The 20394-nt window shown below is 35.8% G+C and carries 24 protein-coding genes and 1 riboswitch; of the genes, 5 read left to right on the forward strand and 19 right to left on the reverse strand.

Annotation, left to right across the window (positions count from 1 at the left end):
* Positions 1-9 precede the first annotated feature (9 nt).
* From J6L95_RS02040 to J6L95_RS02105, 14 genes are all read right to left on the reverse strand, one after another.
* Positions 10-591 carry an IMP cyclohydrolase gene (locus tag J6L95_RS02040; protein WP_029070122.1) on the reverse strand — a complete coding sequence of 194 codons (582 nt, stop codon included), beginning with the start codon at positions 589-591 and terminating at the stop codon, positions 10-12.
* Positions 591-1181, reverse strand: coding sequence for a phosphoribosylglycinamide formyltransferase (purN, locus tag J6L95_RS02045; RefSeq protein ID WP_029070123.1), 591 nt, complete (start codon positions 1179-1181; stop codon positions 591-593). Before purN ends, J6L95_RS02040 begins: the two co-directional genes overlap by 1 nt.
* Positions 1175-2200 carry a phosphoribosylformylglycinamidine cyclo-ligase gene (gene purM / locus J6L95_RS02050; protein ID WP_029070124.1) on the reverse strand — a complete coding sequence of 342 codons (1026 nt, stop codon included), beginning with the start codon at positions 2198-2200 and terminating at the stop codon, positions 1175-1177. Before purM ends, purN begins: the two co-directional genes overlap by 7 nt.
* Before the next feature lie 12 nt (positions 2201-2212).
* Entirely contained in the window at positions 2213-2923 is a 711-nt protein-coding gene (gene purC / locus J6L95_RS02055) for a phosphoribosylaminoimidazolesuccinocarboxamide synthase (RefSeq protein WP_029070125.1), read from the reverse strand.
* Between the two features lie 15 nt (positions 2924-2938).
* Positions 2939-3424, reverse strand: coding sequence for a 5-(carboxyamino)imidazole ribonucleotide mutase (gene purE / locus J6L95_RS02060; RefSeq protein ID WP_029070126.1), 486 nt, complete (start codon positions 3422-3424; stop codon positions 2939-2941).
* Positions 3425-3433: 9 nt separating this feature from the next.
* A complete protein-coding gene (locus J6L95_RS02065; protein WP_287457967.1) occupies positions 3434-5104 on the reverse strand; it encodes a formate--tetrahydrofolate ligase in 1671 nt (556 codons plus the stop codon).
* Positions 5105-5180: 76 nt separating this feature from the next.
* Positions 5181-5261, reverse strand: a riboswitch (ZMP/ZTP riboswitch).
* Positions 5262-5299: 38 nt separating this feature from the next.
* Complete coding sequence (locus J6L95_RS02070) at positions 5300-5980, reverse strand: LytTR family transcriptional regulator DNA-binding domain-containing protein (protein ID WP_287457968.1); 681 nt, start codon at positions 5978-5980, stop codon at positions 5300-5302.
* Between the two features lie 132 nt (positions 5981-6112).
* On the reverse strand, positions 6113-6472 hold the full coding sequence (gene rplT, locus J6L95_RS02075) for a 50S ribosomal protein L20 (RefSeq protein ID WP_029070129.1): 360 nt from the start codon (positions 6470-6472) through the stop codon (positions 6113-6115).
* Positions 6473-6491: 19 nt separating this feature from the next.
* On the reverse strand, positions 6492-6680 hold the full coding sequence (gene rpmI, locus J6L95_RS02080) for a 50S ribosomal protein L35 (protein ID WP_029070130.1): 189 nt from the start codon (positions 6678-6680) through the stop codon (positions 6492-6494).
* A 15-nt stretch (positions 6681-6695) separates the two neighbouring features.
* Positions 6696-7253, reverse strand: a complete 558-nt coding sequence (gene infC / locus J6L95_RS02085; protein WP_029070131.1) for a translation initiation factor IF-3 — start codon at positions 7251-7253, stop codon at positions 6696-6698.
* A 171-nt stretch (positions 7254-7424) separates the two neighbouring features.
* The gene (locus tag J6L95_RS02090) at positions 7425-8267 is read right to left on the reverse strand and encodes an RluA family pseudouridine synthase (RefSeq protein WP_173438089.1); all 843 of its coding nucleotides are present in this window, start codon (positions 8265-8267) and stop codon (positions 7425-7427) included.
* Complete coding sequence (locus J6L95_RS02095) at positions 8257-9336, reverse strand: glycerate kinase family protein (RefSeq protein WP_173438088.1); 1080 nt, start codon at positions 9334-9336, stop codon at positions 8257-8259. The genes J6L95_RS02090 and J6L95_RS02095 overlap by 11 nt, the downstream gene beginning before the upstream one ends.
* Positions 9337-9390: 54 nt before the next feature.
* Positions 9391-10980 (reverse strand): peptide chain release factor 3, encoded by a 1590-nt coding sequence (locus J6L95_RS02100; protein WP_029070134.1) that lies wholly within the window; start codon positions 10978-10980, stop codon positions 9391-9393.
* A gap of 120 nt (positions 10981-11100) precedes the next feature.
* On the reverse strand, positions 11101-12318 hold the full coding sequence (locus tag J6L95_RS02105; RefSeq protein ID WP_287457969.1) for an aminopeptidase: 1218 nt from the start codon (positions 12316-12318) through the stop codon (positions 11101-11103).
* A 317-nt stretch (positions 12319-12635) separates the two neighbouring features.
* Between J6L95_RS02105 and J6L95_RS02110 the strand changes: the two genes are divergently transcribed.
* The gene (locus J6L95_RS02110) at positions 12636-12845 is read left to right on the forward strand and encodes a cold-shock protein (protein WP_029070136.1); all 210 of its coding nucleotides are present in this window, start codon (positions 12636-12638) and stop codon (positions 12843-12845) included.
* Between the two features lie 32 nt (positions 12846-12877).
* On the opposite strand, the gene J6L95_RS02115 is transcribed toward J6L95_RS02110, so the two are convergent.
* Positions 12878-13897, reverse strand: a complete 1020-nt coding sequence (locus tag J6L95_RS02115) for a M42 family metallopeptidase (RefSeq protein ID WP_287457970.1) — start codon at positions 13895-13897, stop codon at positions 12878-12880.
* Between the two features lie 131 nt (positions 13898-14028).
* Between J6L95_RS02115 and brxF the strand changes: the two genes are divergently transcribed.
* Positions 14029-14448 carry a BREX-3 system P-loop-containing protein BrxF gene (gene brxF / locus J6L95_RS02120; RefSeq protein ID WP_029072440.1) on the forward strand — a complete coding sequence of 140 codons (420 nt, stop codon included), beginning with the start codon at positions 14029-14031 and terminating at the stop codon, positions 14446-14448.
* Positions 14449-14474: 26 nt separating this feature from the next.
* Here brxF and mnmM read toward each other — a convergent pair whose 3' ends face one another.
* Together mnmM and J6L95_RS02130 are read right to left on the reverse strand one after the other, a co-directional pair.
* Positions 14475-14993 carry a tRNA 5-(aminomethyl)-2-thiouridylate-methyltransferase MnmM gene (gene mnmM / locus J6L95_RS02125; RefSeq protein WP_287457972.1) on the reverse strand — a complete coding sequence of 173 codons (519 nt, stop codon included), beginning with the start codon at positions 14991-14993 and terminating at the stop codon, positions 14475-14477.
* Between the two features lie 39 nt (positions 14994-15032).
* Entirely contained in the window at positions 15033-16286 is a 1254-nt protein-coding gene (locus J6L95_RS02130; protein ID WP_287457974.1) for a M15 family metallopeptidase, read from the reverse strand.
* A 122-nt stretch (positions 16287-16408) separates the two neighbouring features.
* Here J6L95_RS02130 and J6L95_RS02135 point away from each other — a divergent pair, with 122 nt between their 5' ends.
* Positions 16409-16711, forward strand: coding sequence for a hypothetical protein (locus J6L95_RS02135; protein ID WP_029072442.1), 303 nt, complete (start codon positions 16409-16411; stop codon positions 16709-16711).
* Positions 16712-16862: 151 nt separating this feature from the next.
* On the opposite strand, the gene J6L95_RS02140 is transcribed toward J6L95_RS02135, so the two are convergent.
* The gene (locus tag J6L95_RS02140) at positions 16863-18062 is read right to left on the reverse strand and encodes a gamma-glutamylcyclotransferase family protein (protein ID WP_287457976.1); all 1200 of its coding nucleotides are present in this window, start codon (positions 18060-18062) and stop codon (positions 16863-16865) included.
* Between the two features lie 91 nt (positions 18063-18153).
* Here J6L95_RS02140 and bcp point away from each other — a divergent pair, with 91 nt between their 5' ends.
* Both bcp and yaaA read left to right on the forward strand, forming a co-directional pair.
* Entirely contained in the window at positions 18154-18609 is a 456-nt protein-coding gene (gene bcp, locus J6L95_RS02145; RefSeq protein ID WP_029070142.1) for a thioredoxin-dependent thiol peroxidase, read from the forward strand.
* On the forward strand, positions 18606-19346 hold the full coding sequence (yaaA, locus tag J6L95_RS02150) for a peroxide stress protein YaaA (RefSeq protein ID WP_287457977.1): 741 nt from the start codon (positions 18606-18608) through the stop codon (positions 19344-19346). Before bcp ends, yaaA begins: the two co-directional genes overlap by 4 nt.
* Before the next feature lie 21 nt (positions 19347-19367).
* Here yaaA and argF read toward each other — a convergent pair whose 3' ends face one another.
* A complete protein-coding gene (gene argF, locus J6L95_RS02155; protein WP_353806778.1) occupies positions 19368-20351 on the reverse strand; it encodes an ornithine carbamoyltransferase in 984 nt (327 codons plus the stop codon).
* Positions 20352-20394 lie beyond the last annotated feature (43 nt).

Below are 20394 nucleotides of genomic sequence, written 5' to 3' on the forward strand. Positions count from 1 at the left end.
GTGTGCCTCCTATTTTTTAAGCTGTTCTTCAAAATAATGAGAGATCATTGTATCGTAGGCAGCTGTTTTTGAATATGCCTTATAAGCAAGATTCATACGGAATTTTAAGTCAGCTGTATTATTATGGATAGCATCCAATACATCTGAATAATCAGCTGGATCACTGACAATGAATACATCCTTGAAGTTCTTAGCAGCACTTCTGATCATTGAAGGACCACCGATATCAATATTTTCAACCATTTCTGGTAAATCTGCACCTTTTTCTAATGCTTTATCGAAAGCATATAAGTTACAGCAAACCAAATCGATTGGTGTAATATTCATTTCTTTGATTGTTTCTACATGTTTAGGATCATCTCTTCTATAAAGAAGTCCACCATGTACTTTTGGATGAAGAGTCTTTACTCTACCATCTAAGATTTCAGGAAAACCTGTTACATCTTCTATTGAGATAGCCTTTACGCCACCTTCAACTAACGCTTTGAATGTTCCTCCTGTAGAAACAATTTCAAAACCTTCTTTTTCAAGACCTTTTGCGAATTCTACAATTCCCGTTTTATCAGTTACTGACATTAATGCTCTTTTCATTATTTGATCTCCACTCTTTCATTTATGACCTGTAATTGACCATTGCAGAATAATCTTACTGCTTCTGGCAATAATATATGTTCTTCCCTTAATACTCGTTCCTGGATTTCTTCAGGAGATTTTACATCGCTGATATCTACAGCTTTCTGTAGGATGATTGGTCCACCATCAACTTCATTGCTGACGAAATGAACCGTACATCCAGAATATCTGACACCACGCTTATAGACAGCTTCATGGACATGCATTCCATAATAGCCTGGTCCACAGAAGGCAGGAATCAAGGAAGGATGAATATTGATGATCTTATTTTCATACTTAGCAATTGTTTTCTCCCCTACAATTGCAAGATATCCAGCAAGGACAATAAGATCAATCTTCTCTTCCTCAAAACGAGCGAGAATTTCATCTTCATCTCTGATCACTTCTGCCTTAATATTATGTTTTCTTGCTCTCTCTAGACCATAAGCCTTTTTTCTATTGGAAATAACAAGCTTAATCTCCCCATTGATTGAGCCTGCTTCACATGCATCGATGACTGACTGCAGATCCGTACCTCCTCCTGAAATACAAACTGCAATATTTAGCATAGTGTAACTCCCTTTTCACCGTTTGATAATGAACCTACAATATAGCATTCTTCTCCTGCTTCTTTGATAGCCTTCATAGCTGTATCTACATCACTAGGATCTAATGCAATAACCATTCCTAACCCCATGTTGAATGTGTTATACATCATCTTTTCTTCTACATGACCATTTTTAGCAATCAAATCAAAGATTGGCAAAACAGGATAACTATCTTTCTTGATAGTAGCATGAATACCTTCTGGCAACATTCTTGGTACGTTTTCATAGAATCCTCCACCAGTGATATGTGAGCATCCTTTTACTTTTACGCCAGCATTTTTTACATTCTTAAGTGCCTTAACATAGATTCTAGTTGGTTCAATTAACGCTTCCCCAAGTGTTTTACCCAACTCATCATAATATGTGTTTAATGATTCTTCAGTCATGTCAAAGACTTTTCTTACAAGAGAAAAACCATTTGAATGTACGCCGCTAGAAGCGATACCAACAAGGATATCTCCATCTTTCATTGTCTTTCCATCAATGATTTCTTTCTTCTCAACGACACCTACTGCAAATCCAGCTAAGTCATAATCTTCTTCAGGCATCAAACCTGGATGTTCAGCAGTTTCTCCCCCGATTAAAGCTGCTTCACTCTGTTTGCACCCTTCTGCAACACCTTTAACGATAGTTGCAATCTTTTCTGGATAGTTCTTTCCACATGCAATGTAGTCTAAGAAAAATAATGGTTCTCCCCCCGAACATGCTATATCATTTACGCACATTGCGACAGCATCAATACCGATTGTATCGTGTTTATCCATAATCATGGCCAATTTGACTTTTGTACCACAGCCATCTGTTCCTGACAGCAATACAGGTTCGTCATATTCCTTAATTTTAGAAAGGTCAAAGGCACCTGCGAAACCACCAAGTCCCCCTAAAACTTCTGGTCTCATAGTTTCTTTAACATAACCTTTCATTAATTCAACTGAACGATATCCTGCTTCGATATCCACGCCTGCTTTCTTGTAGTCCATAGAGTTCTCCTTCTATTTATTTTCCATTCTTGCTAAGACAGCCTTATATGTTTCAATTAAATCACCAATATCCTGTCTAAATACATCTTTGTCGTATTTCTTATTAGTGTTAACATCCCATAAACGGCATGAGTCTGGTGAGATTTCATCAGCCAATAGAATTTCGCCATCAGCAGTCTTACCAAATTCAATCTTGAAATCTACAAGCTTTAAATTTAAAGACAAGAAGAATTCTTTTAATAATTCATTAATCTTTAATGTAGAAGCTTTAATTTTAGCATATTCTTCTCTAGTACATAATGACATCGCTACTGCATGATCTTCATTAATTAAAGGATCACCGTATTCATCATTCTTATAGCTGATTTCGAAGATTGGTTCTTCTAATACAAGCCCTTCCTGACATCCAGTACGACGACAGAATGAACCTGTTGTAATATTTCTGACAATCACTTCCAATGGGAAGATTTCTACTTTCTTTACTAAATCATCTGTATCAGATAATTTCTTGATAAGATGAGTCTTGATTCCAGCTTCTTCAAGCATATCGAAGATAATACCTGAAATTGTATGGTTCAAGATACCCTTTCCAGCAAACTGATCATGTTTTACACCATTACCAGCAGTAGCATCATCTTTGTAATGCATGATAATTTCATTTTCATTTTCAGTTTCGTAAATTTGTTTAGCCTTTCCATCGTACAATAATTTGCCTAATTCCATTGTCCTATTCTCTCCTTAATATCTTTCTCTAATATCCTGATCTGTCTTAAGACATGCGTCTTCCTGTTCTTTTCTGAATGCTTTTAGCTTCTCGCTTAATTCTGGATATTTAATACCCATGATCTGCAATGCAAGATATGCAGCATTCTTTCCCCCATTAATTGCAACTGTCGCAACTGGTACGCCACTTGGCATCTGAACGATGCTCATTAACGCATCCAAGCCATCAAAAGCTACCGCTTTTAGTGGCACACCGATGACTGGCAATACAGTCATAGATGCGACTACGCCAGGTAATGCAGCAGCCATACCTGCTGCAGTGATAATTACATCTGTCCCGTTTTCATTACATTCGTTTACACATTCTTCTAATGCCTTATGCGCACGATGTGCGGATAAAGCTCTTACTGTAACTTCTGCACCAAAGTCTTTTAAGATGTGAATGCAAGCTTCCATCTTATCTGCATCTGAGGCAGAACCCATAATAATTGCAACTTTCATTGTATCCTCCTAGAACAATCCTACAATTGTGCCATCTTCATTTATATCCATGTGATTAGCAGCTGGATCTTTTGGCAGACCTGGCATTCTCATGATTGAACCTGAGATTGCGACGATAAATCCAGCACCTGTATTTGGAATAAGGTCATTGATTGTAACTGTGAATCCTTCAGGTCTTCCAAGTAGAGATGCATCATCTGATAATGAGTACTGTGTCTTAGCAATACAGATTGGCAAATGATCCAATCCCTGTTTAGTTAATGTTCTTAAAGCTGTCTTTGCTTTCTTAGTAAAAGCAACATCTTTAGCCCCGTAGATTTCACTTGCAATTGTCTTGATCTTTTCTTCAATAGAAAGATCTAGATCATAAATTGGATGGTAATGTGATTCTTCATTTTCAAGTACATCTAATAATGTCTCAGCTAATTCAAGACCACCTTCTCCACCTTTAGCCCATACTTCTGAGATTGCGACTTTAGCGCCATCTTTTTCACAGATTTCTTTTAATAGCTCTAATTCAGCTTGTGTATCTGTTGGGAATGCATTAATAGCTACTACTGAAGGTAATCCATACTTATTAATATTTTCAATATGTTTTCTTAAATTTTCAATACCGTTCTTTAATGCTTCAAGATTTTCTTCTGAAAGATCTTTTTTATCTACACCGCCATGCATCTTTAAGGCACGAATTGTGGCTACGATTACAACGGCATCAGGTTTAAGTCCGGCCTGACGGCATTTAATGTCAAGGAACTTTTCAGCGCCAAGATCAGCACCGAAACCAGCTTCAGTAATGGCATAATCACCAAGTTTCATAGCAAGTCTAGTTGCCATGACAGAGTTACATCCATGAGCGATATTCGCAAATGGACCACCATGTACAAATACTGGAGTATGATCAAGTGTCTGAACAAGATTTGGCTTAATGGCATCTTTTAATAATAGAGCGACAGCCCCTGTTGCATGAATATCATTCACTGTAACTGGATTACCACTTCTGCTGTAAGCAACAATCATACGTCCTGCTCTTTCTTTTAGATCTTCAAGAGAAGTCGCTAAACAAAGAATAGCCATGACTTCACTCGCTACCGAGATATCAAAACCATCTTCTCTTGGTACACCATTCATTTTGCCACCCATACCGATGACAATTTTTCTTAAGGCACGATCATTTAAATCGACGCATCTTTTCCATACAATACGTCTTACATCGATATCTAATGGATTGCCCTGCTGAATAGAGTTATCTAGCATTGCGGCAATAAGATTATTAGCAGTTGTAATAGCATGAATATCACCAGTGAAATGAAGGTTGATATCTTCCATTGGTACAACCTGTGCATATCCTCCACCAGCTGCACCACCCTTGATTCCAAAACATGGACCAAGACTTGGTTCACGCATAGCTACAACGGATTTCTTTCCCATTAAGTTAAGTGCCTGAGATAACCCAATCATTGTTGTTGTCTTCCCTTCACCAGCTGGTGTTGGGTTGATTGCTGTTACCAGAACAAGCTTTCCATTTTCATTGTTTTCTACCTTCTTGAGCGTATCAAGCGAAACCTTTGCTTTATATTTTCCATAAAGTTCTAGATCATCATCGCTTAGACCTAGTTTTGCTGCTACTTCAGCAATTGGTTCCATTTTTGTCTGCTGCGCAATTTCTACATCAGTTAACATGACTAATCCTCCCTGTCACTATTCTATCACATCCCGATGAGAGCTCCTAAAACCAAAAAAAGAGCCTACTCATCCAGGTGCTAGCCCAGACGGTCGACTCCTTAACATTATACTTCCATGTGGTTCTTTCCACTTTCCGTCAGTCGTATAACTGAGTAAATAATAGCATTAATTTCTACAGTTGACAACACACTTTTATCTATTTTTTACCATCAGTCCTGCCCTCACTTCTTCGTAATCCCTTTCAAAATCACGCTTGTAAGTTCTCGTTAAATGATAGGATGAATTATTCCCCATCAATACAACATTATTTTTAAAACTTCTGATTTGCATAAGGTTCACATAAATCCCTTTTCTCACCTGTCTAAAATGGTGATTATACAAAAATTTCTTATCTTTTCTAAACGCATGAAGCCCCAAAGAATAGGTTCCATAATAAGTATACAAAGTCACCTTGCGATTTCTCATCTCTACCACATAAATTTCCTGTGTACTAAAGATTAAAGGATTCCCATCAACATTAATATCCACTACCGTGCGATTAAAGGGACGACAATAGTAAAAGCGCAGTCTTATGGCCTCTAGACTTTCTTCACTGTAATCATGGATAACATCATCTGCTCTTAATTTGATAGCTTCCAGATAATGATCATTATTTTGTGTAAAATATATAGCATAAATATTTGAATAATATTTTACTCGACTTAATAAATCAAGTTCATCTTCTACTAGAACAATACTGCTTTCATTGCGTCTGCAGAAATTTAATAGTCTTTCTTTGCTTGAACAAAGGATAAAATTGACATTCTGATAAATTCTCATCAGCTTATCATGCAGTAAATTATCTTTTATATAACAAAACACCTTTTCACTCATTCCAACCACCTAATATCATTTTAATATCTTTTTGAATTAAATGAAATACTAGGCAAAACATTTCTGTACACCAAATAGTAGCAAAAAAAAGCTGTAATGAAATATCATTTCATTACAGCCTCTATTCAATAATTATTTTGCTAAAGCTTCTTTAGCAGTATTAACTAATGTAGTGAATGTTTCAGGATCACAGATTGCGATTTCTGATAACATTTTTCTGTTGATTTCGATGTTAGCTAATTTTAAACCGTGCATTAACTGAGAGTAAGAGATTTCGTTCATTCTAGCTGCAGCGTTGATACGTGCAATCCATAATTTTCTCATTTCTCTCTTAAGAGTTCTTCTATCTCTGTATGCATACTTCATTGAATGCATAACCTGCTCATGAGCAGTCTTATATAATTTATGTTTAGCTCCAAAGTAACCTTTAGCTAATTTAATGGTTTTCTTTCTTCTACGTCTAGTTGTATAGTTTCCTTTAACTCTTGCCATTCCTGTTTCCTCCTACTTCTTAGATTCTAGATTTGATTCTCTTGTAATCTGATGGATGTACTGTACCAGATTTTGCTAAGTGTTTTTTCTGTTTATGAGTCTTGTTAGCAGCTAAGTGTGAAACGTAAGCATGGCTTCTCTTTAATTTTCCGCTTCCAGTCTTCTTTAAACGTTTTTTAAGACCGCTATGAGTTTTCATTTTTGGCATAATTATATCCTCCTACTATTTGCTTTTCTTAGGTGCGAGCACCGCAGTCAATGTTCGCCCCTCCATTTTTGCTGGCTTTTCAATTGTACAGAACTCTTCACATTCTGCCACAAAATCATCAAGTATTTTCTGTCCGATGTCGATGTGTGCCATCTGTCTACCTCTAAATCTGACCGCAATCTTGACTTTATCACCTGCTTCAAGCCATTTCAAAGTACGTTTTAATTTAACGTTCTTATCATGAACATCGATCGTAGGTGATAACTGTGTTTCTTTTACAGATACCTGTTTAGAGTTCTTTCTCATTTCTCTAGCTTTCTTCTGCTGTTCGAAACGATATTTTCCATAATCCATGATTCTGCATACTGGTGGTTTTGCTTTAGGTGCAACGCATACTAAATCAAGTTCTGCATCGTATGCTTTCTGCTGAGCATCTCTTGAGCTCATTGTTCCAAGCTGTTCCCCTGTGCTGTCAATCACAAGCACTTCCTTAAATCGGATTCTTTCATTAACCAAATCTTCATTTTTCTTTGGTTTTGTTCTGTCATACCTTCTGATAAAAGCCACCTCCATTTATTGCTTTTTTTCAAATAAAAAGTGAGCGCATGCGCACCCACTTGTCCTTAAAGAATAATCTTTGTGACATTTGCCCACCGACTGAGTCAATCGGGCGAGAAGCAGGTACTTCTTCTTTCCACTTTTTATTTACTTGTACATAATAATCAATTCTTTTAAGACTGTCAACTATTTTTTTAATTTTCCTGTCACTTTATAAAAAGTCTCTGGCATCTCTGTCTTAAATGTCATTGTCTTATGCGTAAACGGATGTTCAAATGCAAAGATATTCGCATGAAGCGCAAGTCTTCTAATCGGATTCGTCTGTGCGCCATATTTTCGATCTCCAGCAATTGGATGTCCTAATGAGGACATATGAACACGAATCTGATTCTTTCTTCCTGTTTCAATAAAGACATCAAGCAAAGTATAGCCTTTGACATTCTTTAAGACATGATAATTTGTGATAGCCTTCTTCCCTTTCTTATTAGAAACATAGACTTTTTGCATCTTGTTTTCAGAAAGATAATTCTCAATACGACCATCTTTCTTGATAGTCCCTTCTACAATCGCCTGATAACTTCTTTCTAATACATAATCATTCCAGTTATGAGTAAGCTCTTCATAGAGCTTCTTGTTTTTCACAAACATCATAACACCTGATGTATCCTGATCTAAACGATGAACAAGATACGCTTTTTCTTTCTTTTTCTTCAAGTAGCCATTAACAATCATAAAAGCAGTCTCACTTTTATTATGCATGGTCTGTTCAGAAACCAAGCCACTTGGCTTATTGATCACAATAATCTCTTTATCTTCATAAAGAATAGGGAAAGGAAGATCCTGTCTTGATTTTTTTCCTAGTTCTACTTCATCACCAGCATGTAGAAGAAAAGCATGATAGCTTTCGCTCTTCCCATTGACAAGTACCTGATTAAACTTTAATGCTTTCTTTAAATCATTTCTTTTCTTTGATGTTGCTTCTAAAAGAAAATTTAACAATTCTGTTTCCTGTGTAACTTTATATTTCATAATGCTTAAGATACTCTCTTACTTCCTGTTCTAGATTGCTTGCACCTTTCTTTAATAATTCATGAAGCGGTGCTTCTTCGTGATTGATACATCTTATATCATAAAAGCCAGCTTCTAGTAAAGCCTCTTTATCTTCTACTTTACCAGCAAACCCTACGACTTTCTTATTATACTTTTTAGCTAGCTCCAATACACCCTGAGGGGTCTTTCCCATCAGTGTCTGATGATCCATGCTGCCTTCTCCGGTGAATACAAGATCAGCTTCCTTGATTGCTTCTTCTAGATGAGATAATCTTGCCACCTCATCAAATCCACCTACCAGTTCTCCATTTAAATAGGCCACAATCGCAAATCCTAATCCGCCAGCGGCACCTGCACCAGGATAATTGCGTTCATCCTTATGGAGAACTTCAGCACTTTTATTGGCATAATGTGTCATCGCTTTTTCTTGAAGCTCTAGATCCTTTACACCCTTTTGTGCACCAAAGACCATTGTTGCACCTTGTTTTCCAAGTAAGGGATTATTAACATCACAGATGCCCTTGAAGGACATGTATTTAAATTGTGGTACACGGATATCTTCAATCGACGACAATGTTTCTCCAGTAGGAATAAATTGTCCGTCTTTATTATAGAACTCCACACCCAATGAAGAAAGAAAACCTGCTCCTCCATCATTGGTAGAAGATCCACCCAAGGTAATAATAAACTCTCTTGCTCCATGATCATATGCATAGCGCACCATATCACCTATCCCTCTGGTCGTTGTCTTGCTGCCATTTCTCTTATCCTCAGCAACAAGATCAAGTCCACAGGCCTGGGCACATTCAATAATCGCAATCTTATCTGCAATAAGAAGCGATGCTTTTGTTTTATTAAAAGGGCCATGAACCTCTAGGTTATGAATATCCCCTTTCAAGAATGACTTGATAGCCTCAAGTGTTCCTTCTCCGCCATCAGCCATCGGCTTAATAATCACTTCATGATCAGTCGCTCTTTGAACGGCCACCCCTGCTTCATAGGCACTCATGCTTTCTTTAAACGAATCAAATGCTGCCACAATTTTCATTATCCTTGCCTCCTTTAAAAGAGTATATCATAAAAACACAGGCATAGCCTGTGTTTAGTTCTGTGAGAATTCAGAAAGCTCAAGACCTGGATTACGATCTGTAGCCCAATTAATTCCCCAAGTATTAGAGAATAACAATAATGTCTTTCCTTTTAAATCCTGTACATATTTTGTATCAGATGAAAGGTTCAATGTCTTCACATCAATATCTGTATTATCAATCCATCTGATAAACTGATATGGCAATGGTGTATTGACGATTTCTACATTATATTCATTCTTAAGTCTGTAGGCTAATACTTCAAACTGAAGAACACCAACAACACCGACGATAATTTCTTCCATACCGCCACCAAGTTCAGTAAAGATCTGAATAGCTCCTTCCTGAGCAATCTGAGTGATACCTTTTACGAACTGTTTACGTTTCATCGTATCAGTGTTTCTGATACGGGCGAAGTGTTCTGGTGCGAATGTTGGAATACCTTCAAACTGGAATTTCTTTTTACCAGTTAGAATTGTATCACCAATAGAGAAGATTCCTGGATCAAAGACCCCGATGATATCTCCAGAGTAAGCTTCCTGGATTTCTTCACGTTCATCAGCCATCAAGCTCTTAGACTGATTAAGCTTAATCTTCTTTTTACCTTGCATATGATAAACTTCCATACCTTTTGTAAAAGTACCTGAAGTGATTCTCATGAAGGCCATTCTATCTCTATGACGAGAATTCATGTTTGCCTGAATCTTAAACACAAAGGCACTGAATTCTTCTGACATTGGATCAATTTCTCCAATATCACTCTTACGAGGTGCAGGTGCTTCAGAAAAATTCAAGAAATGTTCAAGGAATGGTTCTACCCCAAAGTTAGTTAAAGCGGAACCAAAGCATACTGGTGATAATTGTCCATGATGAACTTTATCTAAATCAAAGTCAGCACCAGCACCATCTAGAAGTTCTACGTCATCCTGAAGAATCTGGAAGTAATCTTCACCGATTGCTTCTTTTAATTCAGGATCATCAACAGAAGTAACAACTTCCTTTACTTCTTTTCTTCCTCCGGCAATGGATTCAAAACGAATGACTTCTCTTTTTTCACGTTCATAGACACCCTTGAATTCTTTACCACAGCCAATTGGCCAGTTGATAGGATATGTTTCTACACCTAATTCCTGTTCAATTTCTTCTAATAATTCATATGGATCCTTGGCTTCCCTATCCATCTTGTTAATAAATGTAAAGATTGGAATATGTCGCATTGCACAAACCTTAAATAATTTTCTTGTCTGGTCTTCGACACCCTTTGATCCATCAATGACCATGACTGCACTATCAGCAGCCATAAGTGTACGATAAGTATCTTCCGAGAAATCCTGATGTCCCGGTGTATCCAAAATGTTGATGCAGTAGCCATCGTAATTGAACTGTAAAACTGAACTTGTAACAGAGATACCACGCTGTTTTTCAATTTCCATCCAGTCAGATACTGCATGTCTCATATTTTGTTTTCCCTTTACCATTCCGGCTTCCTGAATGGCTCCTCCATATAAAAGGAACTTTTCAGTAAGTGTGGTTTTACCGGCATCCGGATGGGAAATTATTGCGAATGTTCTTCTTTTGCTTACTTTATCTGTAAATGCTGACATATTCATCCTCCCTTAACTCATGCTTAAACATGATATTTCAAGACTAGTTATTTGTCAAAGGAAAATCACAAAAAACTATCAAAGAATCATAAAAAAGAAAAGATGCAGCACTTGCTGCATCTAGAACGCGAAGCATCCATTAATAAAGATTGGCTTTTCTTCTCCATCTTCAGTAATAGCTGTGATAGAAAGATCTTTTGTACCGATCATGAAATCAACATGTGTTAATGAGTTGTTGACACCTTTTTCTTTTAATTGATCAAAGTTCATATCATAGCCACCTTCAATACATTCAGGAAAACCTTTACCAAGTGCTAAATGGCAAGCAGCATTTTCATCAAATAATGTATTATAGAATAAAATGCCAGTTTCTCTAATTGGTGAATCATATGGCACAAGGGCAACTTCACCTAAGTAATGAGCGCCTTCGTCACTTTCAATGATTGAAGCTAATGTATCTCTTCCTGATTTTGCATCATACTCTACTGCACGTCCATCTTTAAAGCGAATATAGAAATCTTCTACTAATGAGCCATTGTAGTTAAGTGGCATTGAAGCGTAGACAATGCCTTCAGTCTTAAGATAATCTGGAGAACTAAAGATTTCTTCTGTTGGCATATTTGGGAAAGAATAGACACCATCAGTGGTATAGCTTCCTCCTCCAGCAAACAGGTAACCTTTATTCATTGAAACATAAAGATCTGTCCCTAAGTCATTAGTATAATGTAAAGTCTTGATTTTCATTTCATTTAAGATCTTTACACGTTCTTCAAATGACTGACGGTGTTTATCCCATGTTGCAATTGGATCTTCTGTATCAACATAAGTGACATGATAAATCGCATTCCATAATGCTTCCATCGCTTCTTCATCACTCATATCAGGGAATACCTTATTGGCCCATTTTAATGATGGTGCTCCAACAATGCACCAGCGATCAATCATACGATCTAAGTGATCATAAAATACATTGCACTCCGTATGCATGGCTACACTTCTTGCCATGACTTTCTGAGGATCAATGCCTTTTAAAAGTTCTGGATTAGCAGAAGTAATAGTCACAATGGCTGCATGCTTTAATGCGTAGTCATTGCGAAGATGTTTAATATAATCTGGTACTTCTTTAAAATAATCTACTTCATTATTTTCATATCTTAATCTTGTTAATGTTTCATCACTGTAATCAGGAATAACATCTCTTGCGCCTGCCTTGTAGGCTTCCTTGGCGATTTCTTTTACTAAAGGTGCGCACTCTACATCAGCTGAGATCACTAGATCTTGACCTTTCTGAAGATTGACACCTTGTCTAACTATTAGCTGAGCATATTTCTTTAGCATATTAACCCCTCTTTCTTATTCAATTGTACTAAAAAAAAGAGGAAATGCAACTGAGTTGCACTTCATTTTGTCACACTTTAAACAAAGAAGAGTCAATAACTTGTCAATTTGAATATATGTTTATGCTTTCTCTAAAAATAGCCAATTTCATCTCACTTATGGTCTAAAATTAACAAAAAATTTGCCTTTAAAGTTTCACTATGATAGAATAATGATAGCATTTACAGAATATACGTTTATTCAATTTCGCATATTAAATGCTTACATATGAATGAAGTATGGCTCGTTATGCAAGTTTATGAGGAGGAAGTATAGCAATGACTACAGGTAAAGTAAAGTGGTTTAAAGCTGACAAAGGTTATGGGTTTATCACAGCTGAAGGTAATGACAAAGACATCTTCGTACATTACAGCGCAATCAATATTGATGGATTCAAGACTTTAGAAGAAGGTCAGACTGTTGAATTCGACATCGTCGAAGGCGATCGTGGACCTCAGGCTTCAAACGTCACTGTTGTAGAAAACTAAAAAGGAGGCTGCCCTTCCAGGCAAGCCTTTTTTTATGCCATATAATGTTTTAATAATGAGAAAGTATTCATTACTGCATCCATGTGACTTCTTTCCATACCATGGCTGTTGGCAACACCAGGACCAATCAATCCACCTCTGATGTTCGCACCTGCTCTAAGTGCCGCACTGACATCTGAACCATAATATGGATAAATATCAATCGCAAAATTGATATTTTCTTTTTTGCATATATCCACAAAATCACTTATTAGTGCATAGTCATAAGGACCACTTGAATCCTTTGCACAGATGGATACATCATATTCACTGCAGTTTAGATCTTTACCAATACATCCCATATCAACCGCAATCAACTCTTCGATAGCTGGATTAATATAGCTTGAACCGTGTCCTACTTCTTCATAAGTAGAAATAGTGATAATCCAATTATCCTTTGGTACAATACCTTCTTCTTTAAAATCCTTTAGAAGATTATATAAGATTGCCACTGAAAGCTTATCATCCAAGAAACGAGATTTAATAAATCCATTTTCAGTAATCGTTGTCTTAGGATCAAAGCAGATATAATCCCCTGTCATAATGCCAAGAGCTTCCACTTCTTTTTTACTTGATACCTTTTCATCAAGAACTATATGCATATGTTCCTCAGTTCTTTCAAGTGAAGTTGAATCTTTATAGACATGCTTAGAACTGCTATCAGAAAGAATTGTTCCTGTGTATGTCTTATTTCCTCTTGTCTTAATAAGACAGTATTCTCCATCTAAAGTGGGTGAAAGCGGACTTCCTACTAAAGTAAAGTTCAATGTTCCATCATCTCGAATACTGCGGACCATCAATCCTAAAGTATCCACATGAGCACATAATCCTTTAGTATGTTCACTTTTCCCTTCTACATAGATTTCAAGATTTCCTTTATTTGTTAAAGATGTCTTATAGCCAAGCTCCTTTACCTTCTTCTCCATAAAAGCAATTACATCACGTGTATAGCCAGTAGGTGAAGGAATTTCTAGAATAGTCTTGGCAAACTCTAATATCATTTGACCATTCATTTCCATGCCTCCTAGTTGCCCATTATAGCACAAAGATATTATTTTTAATAAAAAGCAAATATTCTTTTTTATGAAAACGCTTTCTAGTATAATAAAGGTAACTTAAGAAATACATAAGGAGGATTGATCCCATGGACACATTAATCGAAAGCATAAGTGAAATTCAAAACAATGATTCTAAACTCGTATTGATCGTTGGAAAACCAGGTAGCGGAAAATCAAAAATCATTCACGAATACAGTAAAAACACTGGTATCCCAATCGTCGATTTTTCAAGAGTATTCGCTAATAATACTAAAGATACAATGAATACAATGGACGAGTTCTTAAAGAATTATCGTTTTGATGTCCTATTGATTGATAATAAAACAGCGCTTTATGCCAGAAGCGAAGAAGATCTCAAAGATATTCTAGATGAAATTTCAAAGAAAGTTGTCGTTGTTTCTACTTGGAATGGATTTATAGAAAATGGACAGCTTACTCATATCGTCAATAATAAAGAAATCAGCTATCCAATAGATGGATCTTTTAAATATGTCCTAGTTTCCTAAAAATACGACTGCCTAAGCAGTCGTATTTATCTTTTCTGGATTTCTATTACATAAGGAGAAAGAGGCTTATTCATCATTCTATAAGTAGAAACATTATATTGCTTATGATCTAGTGCTGAAACATACTCATCAATCCACGCGGCTTCCTTCTTCCCTTCTTCATGTCCAATATAACAAACTAGAAATAATACTTGCGTCATGGCATCTATTGCTTTTTTTAAGGCAACTTCGGTACTTGCGAGCACTGTTGTAATTTCATGAGAGAAAGATGGCAGGTATCCTAGATTAAAGACACCTATATCAAATGAAGAAAGATAATCATCAAGGTGTTCATGACTATCTTTGATCAGCTTCACATTATCATGTACAAGCTTCTTTCTAGTAGTCTCTAGGGCTTCATCCTGAATATCAAAGCTGTAGACCTGATCACACAGTTCAGATAAAAACACCGTATCATTGCCTTTTCCCATTGTGAAATCTGCACCGATTTCTCTTTTTTTATATGTGCTCATGCGTTCATGAACATATTCAACCATACTTAACATAAATATCTCCTTAAAAAAGCATCTGAGAATCTCAGATGCTTATTTGATTTCTGGCAAGTTACCAGTATAAAGTACATATTCTTCTAGACACCAATTGTTGTCGGTCATCTGTTTAGCTACCTCTTTACCAACGTAGCGAATATGCCATGGTTCATTTGTAATACCTGTCATCTTTGTCTTATCACCCTGATATCTAATGACAAAACCATATTTATAACAGTTAGCCTTTAGCCACTTATATTCTTGCGTATTGCCAAATACCAATGATTTCCCATCATCGACACTCTTAGAAGTAATATCCATACCTAAACCAGTCTGATGTTCTGAACTTCCAGGAATTGCCACATTAGTAGATGCATAAAGTGCACCATACTTCTTCTGCATATCTTCATAGATTCCCTTCTGTTCATTGTATCCACGATAACAAGAGTTAAGCAATAAAGTAAGATTTTCCTTCTTAGCATCATTATACATCTTCTTGAATGCCTCATAAGCAGCTTTTCTTAAATAAGGATTATCATTGTTTCGCTTGTTTGATGGAAGATACTTTGCATCAGGCTTAACAAGATCTTTTGGTCTATAGCTGCTTGAGAAATAGAATCCCTTTTTAACAAGCAATGTCAATGAAGATGGATTCTTAATATTATAATGCTTATCAGTCTTGTTAGAAGAATCAATAAATGGATATGAAGTATATAATACCGCATAATTATAGTTCTTTACTTTATTATAAAGTTCCACATATTTATCCATATCCTGATAAACAAATCCCTTCACTTTCATATAAGGAGACATATCCTTATAACTATAATGATGTGAAGAAAGATATTTCATGTCAGCAATACTTGCATTCTTTAAGATTTTCCATAGCTGATCATCAGTGTAACCATGCATCTTTTTAACATAGTTATCAAAGATTTCATCCACTGTCGCGATAACATCTTTTGATTTCATATTCTGATGATATGAATAATATTTTTCATATTCATCATAGTAATTAACTTTCTTTGATTTCTCAATCCAAGTTGAAATATGATCCATTTTATCCTGTTCAAGAATAGTATTGATCTTATCACTTGTTAATTCTAGAATCTCATTCTGTTCTGAGAATGAATATCCTTTTACAATTAATCTCATACGAGAAAAATTAAAAGCGACAACTAATATTAGTACAAAAAGAATAGCCCCTCCTACAGGAATAATGCGATTCCATCTTATTCCTCTTCTTCTATAACTAGAACGACCATTCGGATTTAATCGACTATATGCGTATGTATTTTTTCTACGTGCCATACTGCATCCTCCCTTATGTGAGATATTATAAAACATTATCATTCTTTTTTCCACATAAATCAATTATTGCAAATAGCGACCATTTATGGTATTTTATTTATGTTTATAAAGGAGGTTACACTATGCATTTTGTCATCAGTGTGTTTGTATCAATCGCTTTCTTATCTATCATTATTTTATTTGCGGAAATCCTACCTAAGTGGATTAAAGCATTATTTGCGATTGGTGGTTCTGCCACAACTGGAATGGCAGTATTCTATGGACTAAGAAGACTTGCAAAGGTTACTAAATGGTTTAAGACACCTGCACTTCTTCCAACATTCATTACTGCATCAGTTTGTGTACTAATCATTATTATTATTTGTACAATCTTATTAAAAAGAAGAAGAGATAAATTATCTCAAGAAACAGAAAAAGATGCCTAGGCATCTTTTTTCTTCTAAAAGAGTATCAGTGAATGATTTAGGTTATAGGTTTGTTTAAATGAAGTATGGAATTTATTGAATACGCCACCAATCTCTTCTATCTAATGATATTATATCATTAAAAATGTCATAAAATCATCAAAAACTAATGTCATTTGATTTTTTTATAATAGTAGAGATAATCATGAAGCTGATCTTCATCTAATTGAAAACCTAACCTTAAACCATCAGCCATTTCTGCAATATAATGCATGGATGGCTTTTCTTCATCATAGCGGTAGCGTCCCGTTAGCACCACTTCCGCAATACCAAAGGAATCATACCCTAGGACCTGTTCTTCATAAGAGTCGCCGTATTCTCTTTTAATAGCTTCATATTGACTTCTTGTGATCAGATACCCCATAGCATAGCTTGAATCAAACTTGTTCATATCAAGATAAGCAGCAGCGCCATCCCACTTCTCATTCTTTTTTGCAAAATAGAGCTCATAAGGAAGCTCTTTTTTCTTTTCTTGAACAGGAATAATCAATTGATTATCCAATTGCGTCATAAAATGTTCTAGAGACAAATTCACATCATAGCACATCAGCCAGACATAACGGTAGTTTGTAAAATAAGTCCACTTGCCATTGACCGTATAGCTTTTTGGATAATGACGATAAGCTGGTGGTTCATAAATATAAAAATAGACATAGTAAGCTTCATTATCAGTTAATACGAAATCATGAGCTATCTTATATCTTGATCCTTCCAATTGATCAATCATCTTTCTTTCCTGATCATCAACACGGTAGATTTCTCCTAATAGACATCCATCCTCTTTAACTAGTCCCGGGAACTTTCCTAATTCATACAGCTGATATCCAGAAAGAAATGCTTCTCCTATAAAAGCATCATCGTTCATGTAGACATGATGTCTTTCCCCTTTCATCAATGTCCCATAAGCAAAGAGATACTGCGTATCTCTTCTTTTTAACAGTTCTTCTATTAAAATAGAACGATCTTCTCTATAGAACGTCTGTGCAAAAACTCTCCTCATTCTTTTTATTTCTTCATTAACAATCGCCTTTAATGAGAAATCCCAGATTTTCTCAATACCTTCTTCAAAGAATAAAAGAAGATCTTTAGGTGGAACATGATCATGTATAATCTCTTTAAGTGTCAGCAATGTCTCTTTTAAATAACGATGATCCTTTTGACTGAACATCAAAAGAAGATGAGCCATCTTTCTTGTCACCATTTCTTTTTCACCATCAATGATGTAATAACCACCTTGACGATATTCATACATTCTTAATATCATCGATTCATCTATTGTATGACAAGACATTATTTCATCCACATGTACCATGTATTCACCCCCTTTTTTTATTTATTATACATAAGCATATTCGAAAGAAAAAGCATGAAATTGTGGTAAAATGTAATAAGAGGTGATGATTATGTTAAAAATCGGTACAAAAGCACCATCTTTTACACTTCCTGATCAAGATGGACAAATGCACAGTCTAGAAGATTATCTTGGCAAGAAAATTATTCTCTATTTTTATCCTAAAGACAATACAGCTGGATGCACAACTCAGGCATGTTCATTTAGAGACCTTTACCCACAATTTGTAGAAAAAGATGCTATTGTGATCGGCATTTCCAAAGATAGTGTACGTTCGCATAAAAACTTCCAGGAAAAGCATCAGCTTCCTTTTACTCTTCTTTCTGATCCAGAATGTGAAGTTATTCAAGCCTATGATGTCTGGAAAGAAAAAAAGATGTATGGACGTACTTATATGGGTATTGTAAGAAGTACCTACCTTATTGATGAGAAAGGCATGATTGCAAAGGCATTTGAGAAAGTTAAAGCAAAATCAAATGCTGAAGATATGCTTGGTGAACTTTTATGAGAATTATTATTTCACCTTCTAAAAGGATGAAGGTCAATGAAGAAGACTTCCCGATCAGTCGGCTTCCCGTATTCCTTAAAAAAAGCGAAGAGCTGCTTTCTTTCTTAAAAAAGAAGAATCTGCGACAGCTCAAGGACATATGGAAATGTAGTGACAAGATTGCTTTTATGAACCATGAAAACTTAAAGACAGTCTCATTGACTGAGCACCTTACTCCTGCCATTCTCACTTATACTGGCTTGCAGTATACCACAATGGCGCCTCATGTCTTTAGTAAGGATGCCTTGGATTATATCCAAAAACACTTGCGTATTATTTCTGGATTCTATGGAACGCTTGCTCCTTTTGATGGCATTGTTCCTTATCGCTTAGAAATGAAAGCAGCATTGGATATCAATGAAAACAATAGTCTCTATGATTTTTGGGGAAAGGTGATCTATGATGAAATCATTGAAGATGATCATCTGATTATCAATCTTGCATCAAAAGAATATGCACAGACCATTACACCTTATCTTCATGATGAAGATCAAATGATCACCTTAATCTTTGGAGAAGAGATTGATGGGAAGATTAAACAGAAAGGTACTTTCGCAAAGATGGCGCGAGGTGAAATGGTAAGATATCTTGCAGAAAATAATATTCAGAATAAAGAAGATATCAAAGCCTTCAATGAATTAGGCTATCGTTATAGTGAAGAGCATTCTAATGATCATCAATATGTATTCATAAAATAAAAAAGGATCGAAAGATCCTTTTTATTTGCCTAATGTAGCAACCATCACTGCTTTAATTGTATGCATTCTGTTTTCTGCTTCATCAAAGACAACGGACTGACTGCTTCTGAAGACTTCGTCTTCTACTTCTCTAATATCAAGTCCTTCTTCATGTTTTCTCTTAGCTAAAGCGGTATTGAAATCATGGAATGATGGAAGGCAGTGCATAAACAATGTTTCCTTCTTGCCAGTACGTGCCATAAGTTCTTTTGTAACCTTATATGGAGAAAGCATTTCTACTCTTGGCTTATAAAGTGATTCATCTTCACCCATTGATACCCAGATATCAGTGTAGATGACATCAGCATCTTTTACAGCTTCTACATCGCTAGTAATTGTAAACTTACCACCAGATTCTTTAGCAGCCTGTTCACAATATGCTTTTACTTCCTCATCTACATGAAGAGAACCAGGACCAAGCAACACGAAATCCATACCGACTTTACATGCTCCATAAGCAAGTCCATAAGCAACATTGTTTCTGATATCTCCAGTAAATACAAATTTCACTTCATTCAATGGCTTATTTAAATGTTCCTTGATTGTCAAGAAATCTGCCAATGTCTGAGTAGGATGATCAACATCAGTCAATCCATTCCATACAACCGCACCAGAATATTTAGCTAGATCTTCTACTGTCTTCTGACTAGAGCCTCTAAATTCAATACCATCATACATTCTACCAAGTACTTTAGCAGTATCTTCAATAGATTCCTTAGTTCCCATCTGTGAATTGGAAAGGTATGTTACATGTGCCCCTTCATCATTGGCAGCCACTTCAAATGAACATCTTGTTCTAGTAGATGTCTTCTCAAATAATAATACAATATTCTTTCCTTCTAATTCATGACCAATCTGGCCAGCTTTCTTCTTTTCTTTAAGTTTTGCGGCTAAATCAACCAAATAAAGAATTTCTTCTTTAGAGTAATCTTTTAGCGTTAAAAAATGTTTACCTCTTAAATTCATAGTAATATCCCCCTAATATAAACATCATTATATAAGAAATACA

This window comes from Kandleria sp., from assembly GCF_017934775.1.
GTDB classification, from domain to species: domain Bacteria; phylum Bacillota_I; class Bacilli_A; order Erysipelotrichales; family Coprobacillaceae; genus Kandleria; species Kandleria vitulina.